Source organism: Lutimonas sp. (assembly GCF_051011215.1).
Lineage (GTDB): Bacteria > Bacteroidota > Bacteroidia > Flavobacteriales > Flavobacteriaceae > Lutimonas.
In genome coordinates, this window is record NZ_JBPCUJ010000151.1 from 16,966 (window position 1) to 34,321 (window position 17,356).

The window sequence follows — 17,356 nt, forward strand, 5'->3', positions numbered from 1 at the left end:
ATTATGAAAAAAGTTATATCCTATTTTATAAAATACCATGTGGCAGTGAATGTCATCATTCTAGCCGTTATTATCTTCGGTTATTTGGGTACCAAATCGATGAAGTCTTCCTTCTTTCCTCTTACGGATTCTCGCTTTATAAATATTTCAGTAGTATATCCCGGCGCCTCACCACAAGAGATGGAAGAAGGTGTGGTACTTAAGATCGAGGATAACCTGAAAGGAATTGTAGGCATCGATCGGGTGACATCAGTTTCACGGGAAAATTCGGCAAGCATTAGCATTGAAACCATGGTGGACTCAGACATCGATGTTGTTTTGGCTGAGGTTAAAAATGCAGTAGACAGAGTGCCTTCTTTCCCTTCCGGAATGGAGCCTCCCGTGATTGCTAAAATTGAATCCATTGCTCCTACGATCAACTTTACGGTCAGCGGAACGGATTTACCACTTACGACCCTGAAACAATATGCCAGGGATGTTGAGAATGACTTACGAGCTATGCCAGGTATTTCTCAGATTTCTCTAACAGGATTTCCAGATGAAGAAATAGAGATCGCTGTAAGGGAAATTGATCTTCGCGCCTTTGATCTGACTTTTGCAGATGTGGCTCAGGCAGTTCAGGGATCCAACCTCCTTATTTCAGGGGGTAATATTAAAACAGACTATGAAGATTATTTGATTCGTGCTCGAAACAGACAATATTATGGTGAAGATCTGCATAATCTTATTGTAAAAGCTGATCAGTCAGGTAATGTTATTTATTTAAAAGATGTTGCTACAGTAAAAGACCGATGGAATGAAAATCCGGACCGTCTCTTTTATAATGATGAGGTTGCCATTAGCATACAAGTTAGTAATACCAATAGTGAGGACATGATTGCCTCAGCCGATGTTATTAACATCTATATTGAAAAATTCAACGCACAACATGACAATGTTCAATTAAATGTAGCAAGTGATCGCTCCATTGTATTAAAACAGAGAACAGATTTATTGACGGAAAATGCTGTTGTGGGAATACTCTTAGTACTTTTATTCTTGTCTTTATTTTTGAATGTTAGATTGGCATTTTGGGTAGCGGCAGGTTTACCTATTGCCTTTCTGGGAATGTTTATTTTCGCTGCAAACTTAGGAGTAACCATTAACGTACTGTCTTTGTTCGGGATGATCATTGTGATTGGTATTTTAGTGGATGATGGTATTGTGATTGGTGAAAATATTTACAACCATTATGAAAAAGGGAAGTCTCCTGTTCAGGCCGCAATTGATGGTACCATGGAGGTAATTCCTCCGATTATGTCTGCTATTATAACCACGATGCTAGCCTTTTCAATCTTTTTCTTTTTAGACGGTGGTATTGGGGATTTCTTTAAAGAAGTTTCTACGGTAGTGATTTTGACCTTGGCTGTTTCATTGGTCGAAGCTTTGATTATTCTACCGGCGCATATTGCTCATTCAAAGGCATTGGTAAGAGGTCGTAAAAAACCAACATCAGGTTTATTTTATCTGTTCAGTCAAATCAATGTAAAGGCCGATCAATTTTTAGTCTTTTGCAGAGATAGACTATATGGTCCTTATCTAAAGTTCTTTTTAAAGAATCGCTTTTTAGGTCTTGCCATTCCCTTTGCTTTATTGATTTTCTCTTTTGGAGGAATTACAAGTAAAGTAGTTCGTACTTCATTCTTTCCGAATATGGCCAGTGACAGAATTGATATTAGCCTTGCAATGCCGCAAGGAACCAATGAAAGAATAACTGACTCTATTATATCAAATATTGAACAAGCTACCTGGCTGGTCGGAAATGAATATACCGAACAACAAACAGGGAATACACCAGTTATCGAAAATGTAATAAAAAGAATAGGTCCCGGATCAAGTAATGCCAGTTTAACGATCAACTTACTACCTGGAGAATTCAGAGATTTTGCCTCAGGTGATATTACCAATGCGATTCGGGAGAAAGCCGGGCTTATTTATGGAGCTGAAAGTTTAACTTTTGGATCGGGAATGAATTTTGGTGGTAGCCCTGTGGCTGTGTCGCTTTTAGGAAATAACATTGAAGAATTGAAAGCCGCAAAAACAGAATTAAAAAGTGCTTTACAAAGTAATGCCATTTTAAAGGATGTTTCTGATACGGATCCTGCAGGGATCAAAGAGGTTCGAATCAAATTGAAAAACGACGCATATATTTTAGGCTTGACGCTGCAGTCCGTAATGAATCAGGTTCGTTCAGGGTTTTTTGGATATCAGGCACAAAGATTTCAAAGAGGACAGGATGAAATTAAGGTCTGGGTCCGATATGAAAAGGAGGATAGATCATCCATTCGAAATTTAGACGATATGTGGATCTCTACCCCTACCGGTAACAAAGTTCCTTTTTCTGAAATCGCAACCTATGATATTGCCAGAGGTGATGTTGCCATTAATCATTTAGATGGTAGAAGGGAAATTCAGATTACAGCAGATATGGCAAATCCTAAGGAAAGTGCTACGGATGTTATGACGGATATTAAAGATAATATTCTACCCGGAATACTCGCCAAATATCCTACAGTGCAGCCAAGTTTTGAAGGTCAAAACCGAGAGGCAGCCAAGACCATCAATTCAGCAACACAGGTTGGTGGTATCGTATTGGTACTTATCTATTGTGTCATCGCCTTTACTTTTAGGTCTTATAGTCAACCATTATTACTATTGATTATGGTGCCATTTAGTTTGATAGGAATCGTTTGGGGTCATTATATTCATGGATTTTCAATTAATATCTTATCATGGTTAGGAATTATTGCCTTGGTTGGAATTATGGTAAATGATGGTCTGGTTTTAGTGGGTAAGTTTAATTCTTTTCTAAAAGAGGGCATGACATTTAATGATGCTATGTTTGAAGCCGGAAAATCAAGATTTAGAGCAATATTTTTGACATCACTTACAACGGTTGCTGGTTTAATGCCTTTGTTGTTGGAAAAAAGCAGACAGGCTCAGTTTCTAAAACCCATGGCAATTTCCATTTCTTATGGAATTATGATTGCTACTTTCTTAACCTTGCTAATGCTACCATTACTGCTATCAATCAACAATAGTTTAACGGTTAGATTAAAATGGTTAATCACAGGAAAAATGGTATCAAAAGAAGAAGTAACGCGTGCTGTAAAAGAATTAAAATTAGAAGAAAATGATGAAAAATAAGATTTTAGGTATTCTCCTAATAAGCCTGAGTTTTTCTATATCAGCTCAAAATATGCTGGAAAAACAGGGAGCTGTAGATATCGCTTTAGAAAACAACTACGATATTCTTGTCTCGAATAATGACCTCGAGGCAGCGAAGAATAGTTCCAGCATCTATAATAGCGGCTATTTACCGTCTGTATTTGCCTCTGGTGGAGCAGATTATCAAAGCAATGAAAGTGAAATTGAATTTCAGGACGGAAGTGTTCAGGATGATATCGAAAACACAACAGATACCTATTCAGCATCTGTCGGAGTCGATTACTTAATCTTTGATGGTTTTGGAAGGAAGTACAACTATAGAAAACTTCAGGAACAGTATAATATTTCTGAAATTAGAGTGAGACAAGTGATTGAAAATACCTTGTTGGACCTGCTCATTTCGTATTATGATGTCGCCAGGCTTACTGAAAACAAAAATAACCTTCAGCAGTCCCTGGATATTTCAAAAAGTCAATTATTAAGAGAACAGTATGGATATCAATACGGTCAAAAAACTCAATTGGATGTATTAAATTCTGAAGTGAATGTGAACCAGGACAGTATCAATTTACTGAATATTCAAAGAGAGCTTGCCAATGCCAAACGTGATTTAAATGTGATACTGGGAAGAGATGTGAATATTGATTTTGCCGTGGACACAGCAGTGTCTTATGCCATTGATCTTACCTATGATTCTATGCTGCAGTCGGCAAAAGTAAATAATACTTTATTGTTACAAGCTGAGAAAAATGTAACCCTTAGTGATTATGACTTAAAGATTAACAAATCTTCCTGGGTACCTAATGTTGGCGTTAACGGTGCCTATAACTGGAGAGATTCTAATACTGATTCAAATATTAGCAATCCGTTCTCTTTGGCATCTCAAACTTCCAGAGGAATTGTTGGTGGCGTTAGTATTTCATGGAATATTTTTGATGGTGGTAGTACGAAAACCCGCGTGCAGAATGCCAAGATTGCCATAGACAACAGCAATATAGAAAAGCAGTTGATCGAAAAAGATTTAGAAAGAAACGTGGCCAATGCCTGGGAAACCTATCAAAACTCTTTATTCGTACTAAGTGCTGAAGAGAAAAACGTTGAAACAAACAGAAGAAACTTCCAACGAAGTGAAGAGCAATACAGACTGGGGCAAATTATTACAGTTGAATTCAGGCTGGCACAGGTGAATTTCCTAAGTGCAGTAAACAATTATAATGAGGCAAAATATACTGCTAAAGTAGCTGAATTAAGACTTTTACAATTAGGAGGAAGATTGATCGGAGCCAATTATTAGAACAAAAATAGTTGTGCTTCCCAAAGAAGTTTTACTTATTAAAAGTTAGAGGCTGTTCAATAGAGCAGCCTCTATTGTTTAAAGTCATACTTTATTCCTTAAACCCTCCAGTTTGCCAATCCTTGATAATTTGAATCTGAGAATTTGTCAGGTTAGCACCAGAAGGTGGCATTGATCCGCTTTCTACCTCTCCTATCAGATCTTGACCTGTTACGGCGCTTCTCACATTTTGGTATGTGGTTAAAGACATTGGTGCGCTGTTTGTCGGTGGATTTCCGTGACAGCTTATGCACCTTCCATCAATGATAGATTTTACATTTTTAGTATATGTAATGTTATTGTCAACCGGTGGCATGTTTCCCAAATCATCATCATTGTCAGTAGAACAGGCGAAAAGAAACAATGAAACAATGACAATTAAATAAATATTGATTTTATTCATAAGATTTCTATTTAAGGTTACACTTTACTTCTATTAATAAGCTAATTTATCTTTTTTATTTCATTTCTTGATTTGAATTTTACATCATTTTATAAAATTCTTGCACATCCCATGGTGCAAACAGACCTGGTTTAGCGCTCACATCCCTACCCATATTTGGACAAAACATTTCAAAAAACAGGAAGTTTCATACTAAATCAAACTCTTTGTTTTGTAACAATTCTTACACAAGGCCCGGGTATGATTTATATCATACTATAGGACTCTGATGTTGGTTAATTTTGATACTCAATTAATAGTAATCAAAAGTAATAGCAATGGAGACAGTTCAAGACGTGAAAATGAATGTGTATAAATTCGGAAACAAGACGGCCGATGGAAATAGTAAATTAAAAAACCTTTTAGGAGGTAAAGGTGCCAATCTGGCCGAGATGAGCTGGCTTGGAATACCTGTTCCTGCAGGATTTACCATTACTACAGAAATCTGTACAAAATACAATGAGGTTGGTCGAGAAGAAACGATCGCCATGATCAGACCTGACGTAGAAGAAGCCATCGTTAATATTGAAAATATCATGGGTTCTACCTTTGGTGACAAAGAAAACCCACTGTTAATTTCAGTGAGATCCGGTGCCAGAGTTTCGATGCCAGGAATGATGGACACGGTTTTAAATTTAGGATTGAACGACGAAGTCGTTGAAGGACTTGCCAAAAAAACAAATAACGAACGTTTTGCATGGGATTCATACAGGCGTTTTATTCAAATGTATGGTGGCGTAGTACTGGGTATGAAGCCTGAATCTAAGGATGATATAGACCCTTTTGAAGAGATCATGGAACATCTGAAAGACAAAAGACATATTGAACTTGATACTGAGTTTACGGTTCAGGATTTACAGGATTTGGTATATGATTTTAAAGATGCCGTTAAGAAAAGAACCGGACATGACTTCCCTACGGATCCATGGGATCAGCTTTGGGGTGCTGTAATGGCCGTTTTCAATAGCTGGAATGGTGACAGAGCTATTTACTATCGAAAAATGCATAATTATCCTTCCGAATGGGGAACAGCAGTGAACGTTCAGGCCATGGTTTATGGTAATATGGGTGAAAACTCAGGAACTGGTGTTTGTTTCACCAGAGACGCCGGAACCGGAGAAGATGTATTTAATGGAGAATATTTAATAGATGCACAAGGTGAAGATGTTGTTGCAGGTGTTAGAACGCCGCTTCAAATAACCAAACTCGGGTCTGAAAGATGGGCCGATCTTGCAAAAATTGAAGAAGATGACAGACGTGAAAATTATCCTTCCTTAGAAGAAAAAATGCCTGAGATCTTTAAAGAACTGGACGAATATCAGACAAAACTTGAAGATCATTATCGAGATATGCAGGATATGGAATTTACCATTCAGGAGGGGAAATTATGGATCCTTCAGACCAGAAATGGTAAAAGAACAGGTGCTGCCATGGTTAAGATTGCCATCGACCTATTAAAATCAGGTATGATCAATGAAAAAGAGGCCTTACTACTATTAGAGCCTAATAAACTGGATGAATTACTTCACCCTATTTTCGATCCGAAAGCCCTAAAAAGAGCAAATATTATTGCTCAGGGACTTCCGGCATCTCCAGGTGCAGCCACCGGACAATTGGTTTTCTTTGCTGACGAAGCAGACAAATATAAAAACACCATATTATGCCGTATCGAAACTTCTCCTGAAGACCTTGAAGGAATGAATATCGCGAAAGGGATTCTTACCGCCAGAGGTGGAATGACATCACATGCTGCGGTTGTAGCCAGAGGAATGGGAAAATGTTGTATATCAGGAGCAGGTGCTCTAAAAATCAATTATAAAGGACGTTCATTACGCGTTGGAGATAAAATTTACCATGAAGGTGACTGGATTTCTCTTAATGGATCTACCGGTAATATCATCGAAGGAAAAGTCGCAACTGTTCAACCAGAATTAAGTGGTGAATTTGCCGAAATTATGGAGCTTTCTAATAAGTATTCTAAGATGAAAGTCAGAACCAATGCTGATACACCTAAAGATGCAAAAGTAGCACGAAACTTTGGAGCTGAAGGAATTGGACTTACAAGAACAGAACATATGTTCTTTGAAGTAGATAGAATTAGAGCGATGAGAGAAATGATTCTGGCAGAAACGGTCAAAGGACGTAAACATGCCTTAGAAGAATTACTGCCAATGCAAAGAAAAGATTTTGAAGGTATTTTTGAGGCTATGGAAGGACTTCCTGTAACCATCAGATTACTGGACCCACCATTGCATGAATTTGTACCTCATCAATTAGCCACTCAAAAAGAATTGGCTGAAGATATGCATATCTCATTACAAGCAGTAAAGAACAAGGTTGCTGAATTGGAAGAATTCAATCCAATGCTGGGACATCGAGGTTGTAGATTAGGTAATACCTATCCTGAGATTACAGAAATGCAAACCCGTGCTATCATAGAGGCTGCTTTGAACTTGAAAGAAAGAGGTATCGAGGCAAAACCAGAAATAATGATTCCATTGATCGGTACGTATAACGAATATCTTGAACAGGAGAAAATAATTAGAAATACGGTCAATGAAGTCTTTGAAGAAAGAGAAGACAGTATTGAATATTTAGTAGGAACCATGATGGAAATTCCACGTGCTACATTGATCGCTGATAAAATCGCGGAAAGAGCAGATTTCTTCTCATTCGGAACCAATGACCTTACACAGATGGCATTTGGATATTCCAGAGATGATGCTGGAAAATTCTTACCCGTTTATCTTGAGAAAGGTATCCTTACTGCAGATCCTTTTGAAACTCTCGACCAGGAAGGTGTTGGTCAATTAGTTGAAATTGGAACAGAAAGAGGTAGAAAAACAAAACCTAATTTAAAAATTGGAATTTGTGGAGAGCATGGAGGTGAACCTAAATCTGTAGAGTTTTGTTACAACACAAATTTAAATTACGTTAGTTGTTCCCCATTTAGAGTACCAATTGCGCGTTTATCTGCAGCTCAGGCTCAGATTAAGGCTTCTTGATATTATTTTTGTTAGAGTTAATTGTGAAAAAGGGATGGATTTATTCATCCCTTTTTTGCTGATTTAGATTCAGTTTTTGTTCTGGAAGAAAATTAAAACTTAGTGCATAAAGGGTTTTAATTACTTTTTATTTCAAGCCTGAACTCTGTATATTCGCTTTATGATCAAGGTAGTATTAATCGGTGACGGAAATGTTGCATATCAATTGGCTATTGCACTGCAATCTGCAAACAATGTTGATTTGATTCAACGTTATAGCCGAAGTGAATCAAATAATTCCCTATTTGATCCGTCTATCGATCATACGACAGATTTAAAACATTTAAAACATGCTGATATTTATATTTTAGCGGTAAAAGATGAAGCGATAGCCGAAGTTGCAGCCTTGATTCCAGACCTGAATGGAATTGTGGTCCATACTTCTGGAGCCATGGGACTGGAGCAACTTGGCAGACATCAACGAATCGGTGTGATCTACCCGGTACAGTCCCTATCGATACAACAAAAAATCAATTTAAAAAAAGTTCCTTTCGCCATTGAAGCAAGCTCAAAAGAGGATTTAGATGTAATCAGGACCCTTATCTCTCATATTAGTGAGCATGTGTTTGACCTTGATTCAGCCAAAAGAGAAAAACTGCATATAACAGCTGTTTTTGCAAATAACTTCAGCAACTTTATGTTTAGCTGCGCTGAGGACCTGTGCCAACAATTTGATATCCCTTTCGATATATTAAGGCCGTTAATCGTCGAAACAGGAAAAAAAATACAATATTTGGATCCTCTAGAGGCACAGACCGGACCTGCAAAGAGACTTGATCATGAAGTCATACAAAAGCATAAAAAAGAACTGAAGGGCATGCAAAAAGAAATTTATACCCTACTGACAGAAGCAATCATTAAAACCTATCAAAAAAATAATCATGGAAAAAAGTTATAAAGAAATAATGCCTGAAATTACCACCTTTATATTTGATGTAGACGGGGTTCTGACGGATGGGTCCGTGACTGTATTTCCAGATGGTGAATTAGTTCGGACTATGAATATCAAGGATGGCTATGCTTTAAAAACAGCCGTGGATAAAGGATATAACGTATGTATTATTTCCGGAGGTACAAACCCAGCCGTTAAATCGAGGTTACAAGGGTTGGGAATAACTGACATTTATCTGGGAGCTCATCACAAAAAAGATCAATTGGATGAGTATCTCGACATTTATAATATTGACCCAAAAAATGTGTTGTATATGGGAGATGACATCCCTGACATTCCGGTAATGAAGATTTGTGGTCTGCCGACCTGTCCGCTGGATGCCGCTCCGGAAGTTCAGCATATTTCAGCATATATTTCTCAAAAAAATGGAGGAAAGGGATGCGCCAGAGACGTCATTGAACAAGTCCTTAAAGTACAGGACAAATGGCATGATCATTTCGATGCCAAGTACGATTAATAAAAAATGAGTAAAGGAGACCATAAAATAAATGTTCCTGTAGTTGATTGGCTCAGTGCCATGCTTCATAAGATCAAAATCCCTGGATTGGAGGGAATGAATCTCTATGATTTACTTGAAATGTACCTTTCGGGAATCGTGAAAGGTGCCTTGACTTCAAGAGCCGGGAGTATTGCCTTTAGTTTCTTTATTGCCTTATTTCCTTTTGCACTATTTGTGTTGACGCTGATTCCCTTTGTCCCAATTGAAGGGTTTCAGGATGATTTTATGTCATTGGTTTTCAGAGTTATGCCTTCCAAAGAAGCCAGTGATGCCGTGGCCCATGTCCTGAATGATATCGCCACCAATAAATATGGAGAATTGCTGTCTTTTGGTTTTATTCTCTCCATATTTCTTATGACCAATGGCGTTAATGCCGTTTTAAGTGGGTTCGAATATACCTATCATCAGATACAAACACGAACCGTGTTAAGGCAGTACATGGTTTCATTGGCCATCTCATTGGTTTTGGCATTCTTACTGCTCATTACAGTAGGTGTTGTCGTTCTGATAGAGTTTTTTATTAAATCTCTCAACGAACAAGGAATGGTTAGCGACACCAATTTTTGGTTGAGTTCCGTACAGTTTATCATTCTTATTGGCATGATGTTCATCGGCATCTCTTTGCTGTATTACTTTGGAACAAAGGAAGGAAGGAAATCCTCGTTTTTTTCTCCTGGAACCATTTTAACCATCATTCTATTTCTTCTTAATTTTAAAATATTTCAAATATATATTGAAAAGTTTGCCCAGTATAATCAGCTTTACGGCTCAATTGGGACCGTTTTAGTGATCATGCTTTTTATTTGGCTAAATTCTATTATATTGCTCCTCGGATTTGAATTGAATGCAAGTTTATTAAAATTGCATCACAAAAATTTAGAAGAAAAACAATGAAAAAATTACTCTTACTAACAGTTGTCGCGGTCTTGCTATCATTCACCGGCAAAGCACAGACTGTACTTGGAAAATGGTACAGTATTGATCCTGATACAGGAAAAAATGAATCGATTATTGAAGTCTATGAAAAAGGAGAAAAGGTTTACGGAAAAATTATAGAAATCCTTAAAGAAGAAGATAAGGATAAAACCTGTATTGAATGTAGCGGAAAGGACAAAGATCAACCGATTGAAGGTCTTGTAATTATTCGAGGTCTGTCAAAAGAAGGTGAAGAATGGACAGATGGAAAAATTCTGGATCCAAAAAATGGTAAGCTCTACAAATGTTATATCTCTCTTGAAGAAGACAACAAACTCAAACTAAGAGGATATATTGGTTTCTCCTTAATTGGTCGAACTGAATATTGGTATAGGGTAGAACAATGAAAAGCGTTTTAAATAAGCTTTCTTTCCTTTTATTTTTGATTCAAATTCCTGTGGTTTCTGCACAGGCTATGATGGGAAAATGGTATGGTATCGACCCGGTTGGTGAAAAAGAAAGACGCATCATGAGTGGCTATGTTGGCGTTTCCTTGCTGGAACGACACACCTTTTGGCACAGAGTCAAAGAATCATCATGAGGACTTTTATTTTCATATCATTCTTTATATGCTGTTTCCAGCTGACTGCTCAGGATATTCTGGGAAAATGGAAAACATACGATGTTTTTAATAAGAATGTTGCGGAATCAATTGTTGAAATATACATGATTGATGATGCCTTATACGTGAAGATTATAGAAATACTGCCTGATGAACACAAGGATGATCTCTGCAACAGTTGTAACGGCAAAAATAAAAACAAACCTATCTTAGGAATGGTAATTCTCAAAGGTGCCAGGCTAAAAGATGGTATTTGGCAAGGAGCTAAAATGCTCAACGCAAAAAACGGAAAAAAATATGGTTGCCATATTTCCCTGGCTGCTAAAGATTTGCTCAGAGTAAGAGGCTATGTCGGTTACCCTATTTTTGGCAAAACTTTGTATTGGACCCGAGTCAAAGAAAATCGATTCCGCTAGTTGTTCATCCTCAAAGCTACCTCATCCTTTAAAACGATAGCGCACATTGAATCCAAAATTGCCGTAAATAAAGTCCATTTTTTCTATCACGATAATTGCAGGCCGGTAATCAAGACCAATGCTGATAGGTGTTCTTGGAAATCCATATTCAATGCCTACTTCTCCCATGACTCCTAGTTTAAACTCACTGGCAAATAAAGTTGTAAGCCCTATACCTACATAATAGCGCAGGTCAGGGCTTCTAAATATGGATGCCACGGCAAAATCGTAAATAAGATCCAGCCCAACATTATCTCCAAATCCAACGGAGGCATGAATTCGTTTCTCCTTGATCGGAATCGTAGCGTCAATTCCTATGTTGTTCCCATTCATATCTCCGAAACGAAGACCAATTTCTTGTCCATGTACATGGCAACCCAATAGCAAGATTACACAAATCAGAAGAATATTTCGCATAGGACCCATTTAAAAATCAACCGCTAATTTAAGGAAATACTACCTGACCTGGTATGATTCCGGTCGTAATAGTTTGCATTAAATCACCAGAGGTTAAATTGAATACTTTTAAACTTCCTTCACTTGCAAAATCTCCTGCATCTGTTGCATATAATTCACCATTATCAATGTTCATTGTATAATAATCACCATCCAGACCATCTATTGAATTCGTAGGAATGTCAGTAGCTGTGATGTCCATACTGTAGATCTTGCTATCTAAATTATAATACAATTTTTCATTTTCATAATTCAAGAGTTTCGGATGCTGTGTCATCGTAAAATCTAACGAACTAACAGCATTTGTACCTGATTCAATCTTGTAAATTGAACCTTTGGTTTCATCTCCGGTATAGTCTGGCTTTCCTTGACAAAGAATCCAAATATCAGAATTTCTATCGATGGTTATCGAGTTAGGAACATCGCCCACCTCTATCGTACTTTCAACACTATCATCCTCTGTATTGATCACTGCTACTTTGTTGTTCTGGTTATAGCCTCCTTCAAGACAAACATATAATCTTCCTGCTTCCAATAATAGGTTCTCTGGCCCCTCGCCTACTGGAATCGTTGTTAAAACAGTATTATTTGCTAGACTGATCACAGTAATAAAGTCATCTCCGGCGTTAAATGGATCTCCCCAATTAGAAATATACCCTTTTCCATTCCCAGCAACAAAATACCGTGGATTATTGATAAACTCTCCATCAATAACGGCTTCTTTCTCCATGGTGAAACGATTAACAACTACAACTCTTCCTGAGTTATTAACCACTACATACCCTTTATCATCAGCTATGTACATTGAATTGACAATATTGCCAAGGTCTTCGTTATTAACAGTTTTATATACGTTTTGACTCACTGGACCGGCATCATCCACAAATGTGATGGTTCCGCTACCATTTTGAAAAGGCCCTTCATTGGTTACAAAATAACCGTTTTCATAATCCCCTTTTGGTTCATCTGAGCCTCCTTCATCATCAGAACAGGAACTGATAAATAGTGCTAAAAAAGCCACATAGAATAATACGTTTGATTTTTTCATTTTGATTTAAATTTTGATGTTGATTTGTAATAAATAGTTTCTCCCAGGCATCGGTCGATAGGCAACCGACTGGTAGTTTTCATTAAATATATTATTGATCTTAAGCCCTATTGACAAAAGTTCCTTAAATAGTTTTCTATAAACACCAATGTCAGATAAGGCATAGGCATCCAATGATTGCGAATTACTTGTTGTGGTAAATACCTCTCCAACATATTGCAGGTTGTAGTTAAAAGCCCATAATTTCCAATGATAATTTGCATTGAACCCAGCTCTGTGTTTTGGTACGTATATAAGTTGTTTGTCCAGATCATCGTCCTGTGCTATGCTATAGTCATAATTCGCTTTGAATTCCAAAAGATGATCACCAAAAGATTTGGAATAGGCCGCGGAGAATTCCAAACCATAATTCGAAGCGTTACTGACGTTCTGTGGTTGCCAAAAATCTGCAGTAACCGGACGCCATTGAATCAAATCTTTACTTCGAATAAGATAGGCAGCACCCGAAACAGCAAAGGCGTTGACAGTATAATCCAGGCCAAACTCACCTGAAAAACTACTTTCCGGCCTTAAATCTGGATTGCCACCAGGTTCCCAATACAAATCATTAAAGGTTGGAAGTCTATAATTTGATGACACCGCCGCTCTTACAGAGAGCTTGTTCGAGAATGCATATTTACCGTCCAACGAATAGATAAAAGGTATGTCATAGGCTGATGACAGACCAGCTCTGATACTGGCATTGTACATTAATTTATCCAATGGCTCATGATGAAAAAGCAGATAAACAGTGGCGTCGTTTTGTGTAACATTGGTGATACTACTTCCATTTCCCGTAGCATTTTCGAATTCCAGGCCTCCTCTAAAAAACATGTCATTATTGATAAAATAACTGAGGTCATATTTAGCAATAAAACGTTGGCTTTTACCAAAAGATCCATTACTGACATCGTTTTTATCAAATAAGTACTCAAAATCCTCATGAAGAAAGGCTGTTTTCAGAGAGGATGTAAACGCATCACCTACATAATTCCAAGTCAACAAGACCCGTCGATCATTACTGGTTAAATTTGACAAACTTTCGGTGGTTAATGTGCGCGATAAATTTCTGTCATTGTCAAACACGGAAGCATTCAGTTCTAATGAATGATATTCATTGATCTTAAATCCAAAACTGGCATTAAAATTATAATTTTTGAATTGCCCGTTATCATTTTTCAGATCAGTCCCTAAATATTCATAATCGTTGGCTGATTGTTGCAATCCACCAGAAACTTTGGCAAATATGCGTTCATTGCTCCACAAGGCGGTTAACTGAGAGAAATAGGTCTCAAAACTTCCTGCACCAGCAAGTAGAATTGCTTTTTGATCATCCTCATATCGAACCTTGTCCTTGAGATTTATAGCACCTCCAATAGATCCGTTGCCCAATAGCACACTTCCTCCTCCTTTCCGAACTTCTAATTCGTCAAAACTGTTTCCCTGGAGGGTATTAAAATCAGTTTGACCATTCAAGGCTGAATTAATACTGATGCCATTCCAGTAAACTCCTGTTTGAGACGCGCTCGTACCTCGCAACGATATAGAAGAAACCATGCCGTTGCCATTTTGTTTAAAATAAAAATTGGCTTGTTTTTGCAAGAGGTTCCCCAGGCTTTCATAAGAATTCTTGAGAATGGAATCTGAGATTAACTGAACCTCATAACCACTGTTAACCACAGGAGAAAAGTTTCCCTTAAGAACAATCTCATCGAGATTATTGACCTTGTCATTCTGGGCATAAAGTGCCCCAAAGATCAAAAATAATATATAAAGTTGTTTTTTCATGCCAATCGTTTTTCTTCCGAAAACATTGCTATTCAAAATTCGGCAGGTTTCCTGGCTTGCGTCTTGTTGTTCACCTTCCCTTCAATTTGAAAGTGGTTTTTCGTACAACAGCACTGATGGTATCAGCTAAGCTTACAGTTGCGGAGACAGCTCTCGATTTTAACGAGATTCCCATTTTTAATCTGAATTATTCCAGACCAAATTCCGCGACAAATGTAACGGCTTTCAGACTATGAAAAAAATTTATTGAAGGCTATTATTAGAAAATATTGTAAACTTGCCATTCGAAAATCAAGCACAGATCAAATACGTTTTAATCATGAAAAATGATATACTCCGATTAAAAATGATTTTTATTCTCTCGGTTTTAATGCTTATTTCATCCTGTGAAAAGCAAACTAAAAAAGTCCAGACAGAGAACGAAAATACAAATACTAAAACATTCATTAAATACGCTAAAGGTTTTGACATTCAACAATTTAATGGCTACAAAAAACTAATCATAAAATCTCCATACCCCGATGCGGAACAATACCAGGAATTTATTTTGGTCTCAGATGAGCTCAGAGATTTTGATGGTGAAAATAAAATTCTAGTTCCATTGCAAACATTAGTTGCGACTTCAACAACACATATCCCAATGATTGAAATATTGGATGAAGTGAACACATTGATAGGTTTTCCCAACACAGACTATATCTCATCCAAAAAAACACGTGAAAGAATAAAAAACGGTCAGGTAAAAGATTTAGGTAATGAACAGGATTTTAATACTGAAGTATTGTTAAGTCTGCAACCTGATGCCTTGGTAGCTTTTTCTATGGGAAAATCGAATAAGCTCTATACAAATATTGAAAAAAATGGTATTCCGGTCATATTTAATGGAGATTGGCTGGAAGCTACTCCTTTAGGAAGAGCAGAATGGATTAAATTTTTTGGTGCTTTATTCAACAAAGATGCAGAAGCAGCTCATATATTTTCTGAAATCGAGACTGCTTATTTGGAAGCCAAAAAAATTGCTGCCAAGGCCTCGAAAAGCCCCAGCATTATGTCGGGAGTTTTATATAAAGACAAATGGAATCTGCCAGCAGGAGATAGTTTTACGGCGCAATTATACAAGGATGCCAACACTTCCTATATCTGGTCTGATACTGAAGGACAAGGCAGTCTTGTATTAAGTTTTGAATCTGTTTTCGAAAAGGCAGAACAAGCAGAGCTCTGGATTGGATCTGGTTACTACACAACATTTGAAGAACTAGCGGCAGCAAATAATCACTATCAACAATTTCAAAGTTTCAGTACCGGAGAGATCTATTCTTTTTCCAAACGTAGAAGTGAAAATGGTGGTGTTGAGTATTTTGAACTGGGGCCCCTGCAACCGCATATCGTCTTAAAAGACCTCATAAAGGTGACACATCCTGAGCTTCTACCCGATTATAAACCATACTTTCTGCAAAAACTCGATTAATTAATAACGATTCATGCAAAAATTTTACCTTTAAACAAATTCGAACGAATAGATTTGAACACACAGAATTCATACCGAATCACTATTGCTTTATTATCCTTGTTTCTTGTGATATTATTTATAGTTAACATTAGTTTAGGCTCTGTTAACATACCTGTTCGAGCCGTTTTTGGAAGCCTTTTTGGTAGTGATGGCGTGAAAGAAACCTGGGACTACATCATCCTTAATTATCGCTTACCTAAAGCAATTACCGCCATTCTTGTAGGATCCGGCTTATCTCTGGGTGGCCTGTTAATGCAGACCTTGTTTAGAAACCCTTTGGCCGGTCCTTATGTTTTAGGAATCAGTTCCGGGGCAAGCCTTGGTGTGGCGCTCCTCATCATGGGGTCGTCAATTCTTGGTGGTACCTTTCTGGTCCTGGCACAATCCCAATTGTTTATTAGTATCGCAGCGAGCACAGGATCATTTTTGGTTTTATTCGCTGTCATGCTGGTTTCAAAGCAAGTGAAGAATACCATGAGCATTTTAATTATTGGACTGATGTTTAGTAGCCTTACTTCGGCAATTATAAGTGTACTGGCCTACTTTAGCAGTGCAGAAAACCTACAGCAATATATGTTTTGGGGCTTTGGAAGCCTCGGTAATTTGACCTGGAATGAAGTCCTTATTTTTGCCAGTATTTTCATCTTGGCTACATTATTAATTCTACCGGTAATCAAATCATTAAATAGCCTCTTATTAGGAGAAAACTATGCTAAAAGTGTTGGAGTTAATATGAAACAGACGAAAAACCTCATTCTTGTAGCTACCAGTTTGCTAACCGGTGTTATTACGGCCTTTGCAGGACCAATCGCTTTTATTGGCCTTGCAGCTCCACATATGACTAAACTGATGCTCAAATCCTCTGATCACAGAATTATGATGCCCGCAGCAGCATTGTTAGGGGCGAATATCATGTTGATCAGTGATACTGTTGCCCAGTTACCCAACAGCGAATTTACCTTACCAATCAATGCCATCACCACCCTTTTTGGTGCTCCTATTGTAATCTGGTTATTGCTGCGTAAAAGAAAAATGGTGTTATAACA

Annotated in this window: 15 protein-coding genes and 1 riboswitch; of the genes, 11 read left to right on the forward strand and 4 right to left on the reverse strand. The window is 37.6% G+C overall.

All coding sequences use genetic code 11. The features are described from left to right. Positions 1–3 precede the first annotated feature (3 nt). Both ACR2MV_RS14305 and ACR2MV_RS14310 read left to right on the forward strand, forming a co-directional pair. Positions 4–3,186, forward strand: coding sequence for an efflux RND transporter permease subunit (locus tag ACR2MV_RS14305; protein ID WP_434022731.1), 3,183 nt, complete (start codon positions 4–6; stop codon positions 3,184–3,186). Continuing rightward, positions 3,173–4,501 (forward strand): TolC family protein, encoded by a 1,329-nt coding sequence (locus tag ACR2MV_RS14310; RefSeq protein ID WP_434022733.1) that lies wholly within the window; start codon positions 3,173–3,175, stop codon positions 4,499–4,501. The genes ACR2MV_RS14305 and ACR2MV_RS14310 overlap by 14 nt, the downstream gene beginning before the upstream one ends. A 91-nt stretch (positions 4,502–4,592) precedes the next feature. Here the strand turns inward: ACR2MV_RS14310 and ACR2MV_RS14315 are convergent, their stop codons facing one another. Beyond that, entirely contained in the window at positions 4,593–4,943 is a 351-nt protein-coding gene (locus ACR2MV_RS14315) for a hypothetical protein (RefSeq protein ID WP_434022734.1), read from the reverse strand. Between the two features lie 317 nt (positions 4,944–5,260). On the opposite strand from ACR2MV_RS14315, the gene ppdK reads away from it, so the two are divergent. The 7 genes from ppdK (at position 5,261) to ACR2MV_RS14350 (ending at position 11,430) form a co-directional block, all read left to right on the forward strand. Further along, the gene (gene ppdK, locus ACR2MV_RS14320; RefSeq protein WP_434022736.1) at positions 5,261–7,987 is read left to right on the forward strand and encodes a pyruvate, phosphate dikinase; all 2,727 of its coding nucleotides are present in this window, start codon (positions 5,261–5,263) and stop codon (positions 7,985–7,987) included. Between the two features lie 160 nt (positions 7,988–8,147). After that, on the forward strand, positions 8,148–8,924 hold the full coding sequence (locus ACR2MV_RS14325) for a Rossmann-like and DUF2520 domain-containing protein (protein ID WP_434022737.1): 777 nt from the start codon (positions 8,148–8,150) through the stop codon (positions 8,922–8,924). Continuing rightward, positions 8,905–9,435, forward strand: a complete 531-nt coding sequence (locus tag ACR2MV_RS14330) for a KdsC family phosphatase (RefSeq protein WP_434022803.1) — start codon at positions 8,905–8,907, stop codon at positions 9,433–9,435. The genes ACR2MV_RS14325 and ACR2MV_RS14330 overlap by 20 nt, the downstream gene beginning before the upstream one ends. A gap of 6 nt (positions 9,436–9,441) precedes the next feature. Beyond that, entirely contained in the window at positions 9,442–10,371 is a 930-nt protein-coding gene (locus tag ACR2MV_RS14335; protein WP_434022739.1) for a YihY/virulence factor BrkB family protein, read from the forward strand. After that, complete coding sequence (locus ACR2MV_RS14340; protein WP_434022740.1) at positions 10,368–10,799, forward strand: DUF2147 domain-containing protein; 432 nt, start codon at positions 10,368–10,370, stop codon at positions 10,797–10,799. The genes ACR2MV_RS14335 and ACR2MV_RS14340 overlap by 4 nt, the downstream gene beginning before the upstream one ends. Beyond that, complete coding sequence (locus tag ACR2MV_RS14345) at positions 10,796–10,993, forward strand: hypothetical protein (RefSeq protein ID WP_434022741.1); 198 nt, start codon at positions 10,796–10,798, stop codon at positions 10,991–10,993. The genes ACR2MV_RS14340 and ACR2MV_RS14345 overlap by 4 nt, the downstream gene beginning before the upstream one ends. Next, positions 10,990–11,430 carry a DUF2147 domain-containing protein gene (locus ACR2MV_RS14350; protein ID WP_434022743.1) on the forward strand — a complete coding sequence of 147 codons (441 nt, stop codon included), beginning with the start codon at positions 10,990–10,992 and terminating at the stop codon, positions 11,428–11,430. The genes ACR2MV_RS14345 and ACR2MV_RS14350 overlap by 4 nt, the downstream gene beginning before the upstream one ends. A 21-nt stretch (positions 11,431–11,451) precedes the next feature. On the opposite strand, the gene ACR2MV_RS14355 is transcribed toward ACR2MV_RS14350, so the two are convergent. Genes ACR2MV_RS14355 through ACR2MV_RS14365 form a run of 3 tightly spaced genes read right to left on the reverse strand, consistent with a single transcriptional unit; the run spans position 11,452 to position 14,800 of the window. Further along, positions 11,452–11,886, reverse strand: coding sequence for a hypothetical protein (locus ACR2MV_RS14355; RefSeq protein ID WP_434022745.1), 435 nt, complete (start codon positions 11,884–11,886; stop codon positions 11,452–11,454). A gap of 28 nt (positions 11,887–11,914) precedes the next feature. Continuing rightward, positions 11,915–12,973: a YncE family protein gene (locus ACR2MV_RS14360; RefSeq protein WP_434022747.1), complete on the reverse strand. Its 1,059-nt coding sequence runs from the start codon at positions 12,971–12,973 to the stop codon at positions 11,915–11,917. A 6-nt stretch (positions 12,974–12,979) separates the two neighbouring features. After that, on the reverse strand, positions 12,980–14,800 hold the full coding sequence (locus ACR2MV_RS14365; protein WP_434022748.1) for a TonB-dependent receptor plug domain-containing protein: 1,821 nt from the start codon (positions 14,798–14,800) through the stop codon (positions 12,980–12,982). Between the two features lie 24 nt (positions 14,801–14,824). Then, a riboswitch (cobalamin riboswitch) is annotated at positions 14,825–15,017 on the reverse strand. A gap of 102 nt (positions 15,018–15,119) precedes the next feature. On the opposite strand from ACR2MV_RS14365, the gene ACR2MV_RS14370 reads away from it, so the two are divergent. Both ACR2MV_RS14370 and ACR2MV_RS14375 read left to right on the forward strand, forming a co-directional pair. Beyond that, positions 15,120–16,268 (forward strand): ABC transporter substrate-binding protein, encoded by a 1,149-nt coding sequence (locus tag ACR2MV_RS14370; protein WP_434022750.1) that lies wholly within the window; start codon positions 15,120–15,122, stop codon positions 16,266–16,268. A 54-nt stretch (positions 16,269–16,322) separates the two neighbouring features. Continuing rightward, positions 16,323–17,354, forward strand: coding sequence for a FecCD family ABC transporter permease (locus ACR2MV_RS14375; RefSeq protein ID WP_434022751.1), 1,032 nt, complete (start codon positions 16,323–16,325; stop codon positions 17,352–17,354). Positions 17,355–17,356 lie beyond the last annotated feature (2 nt).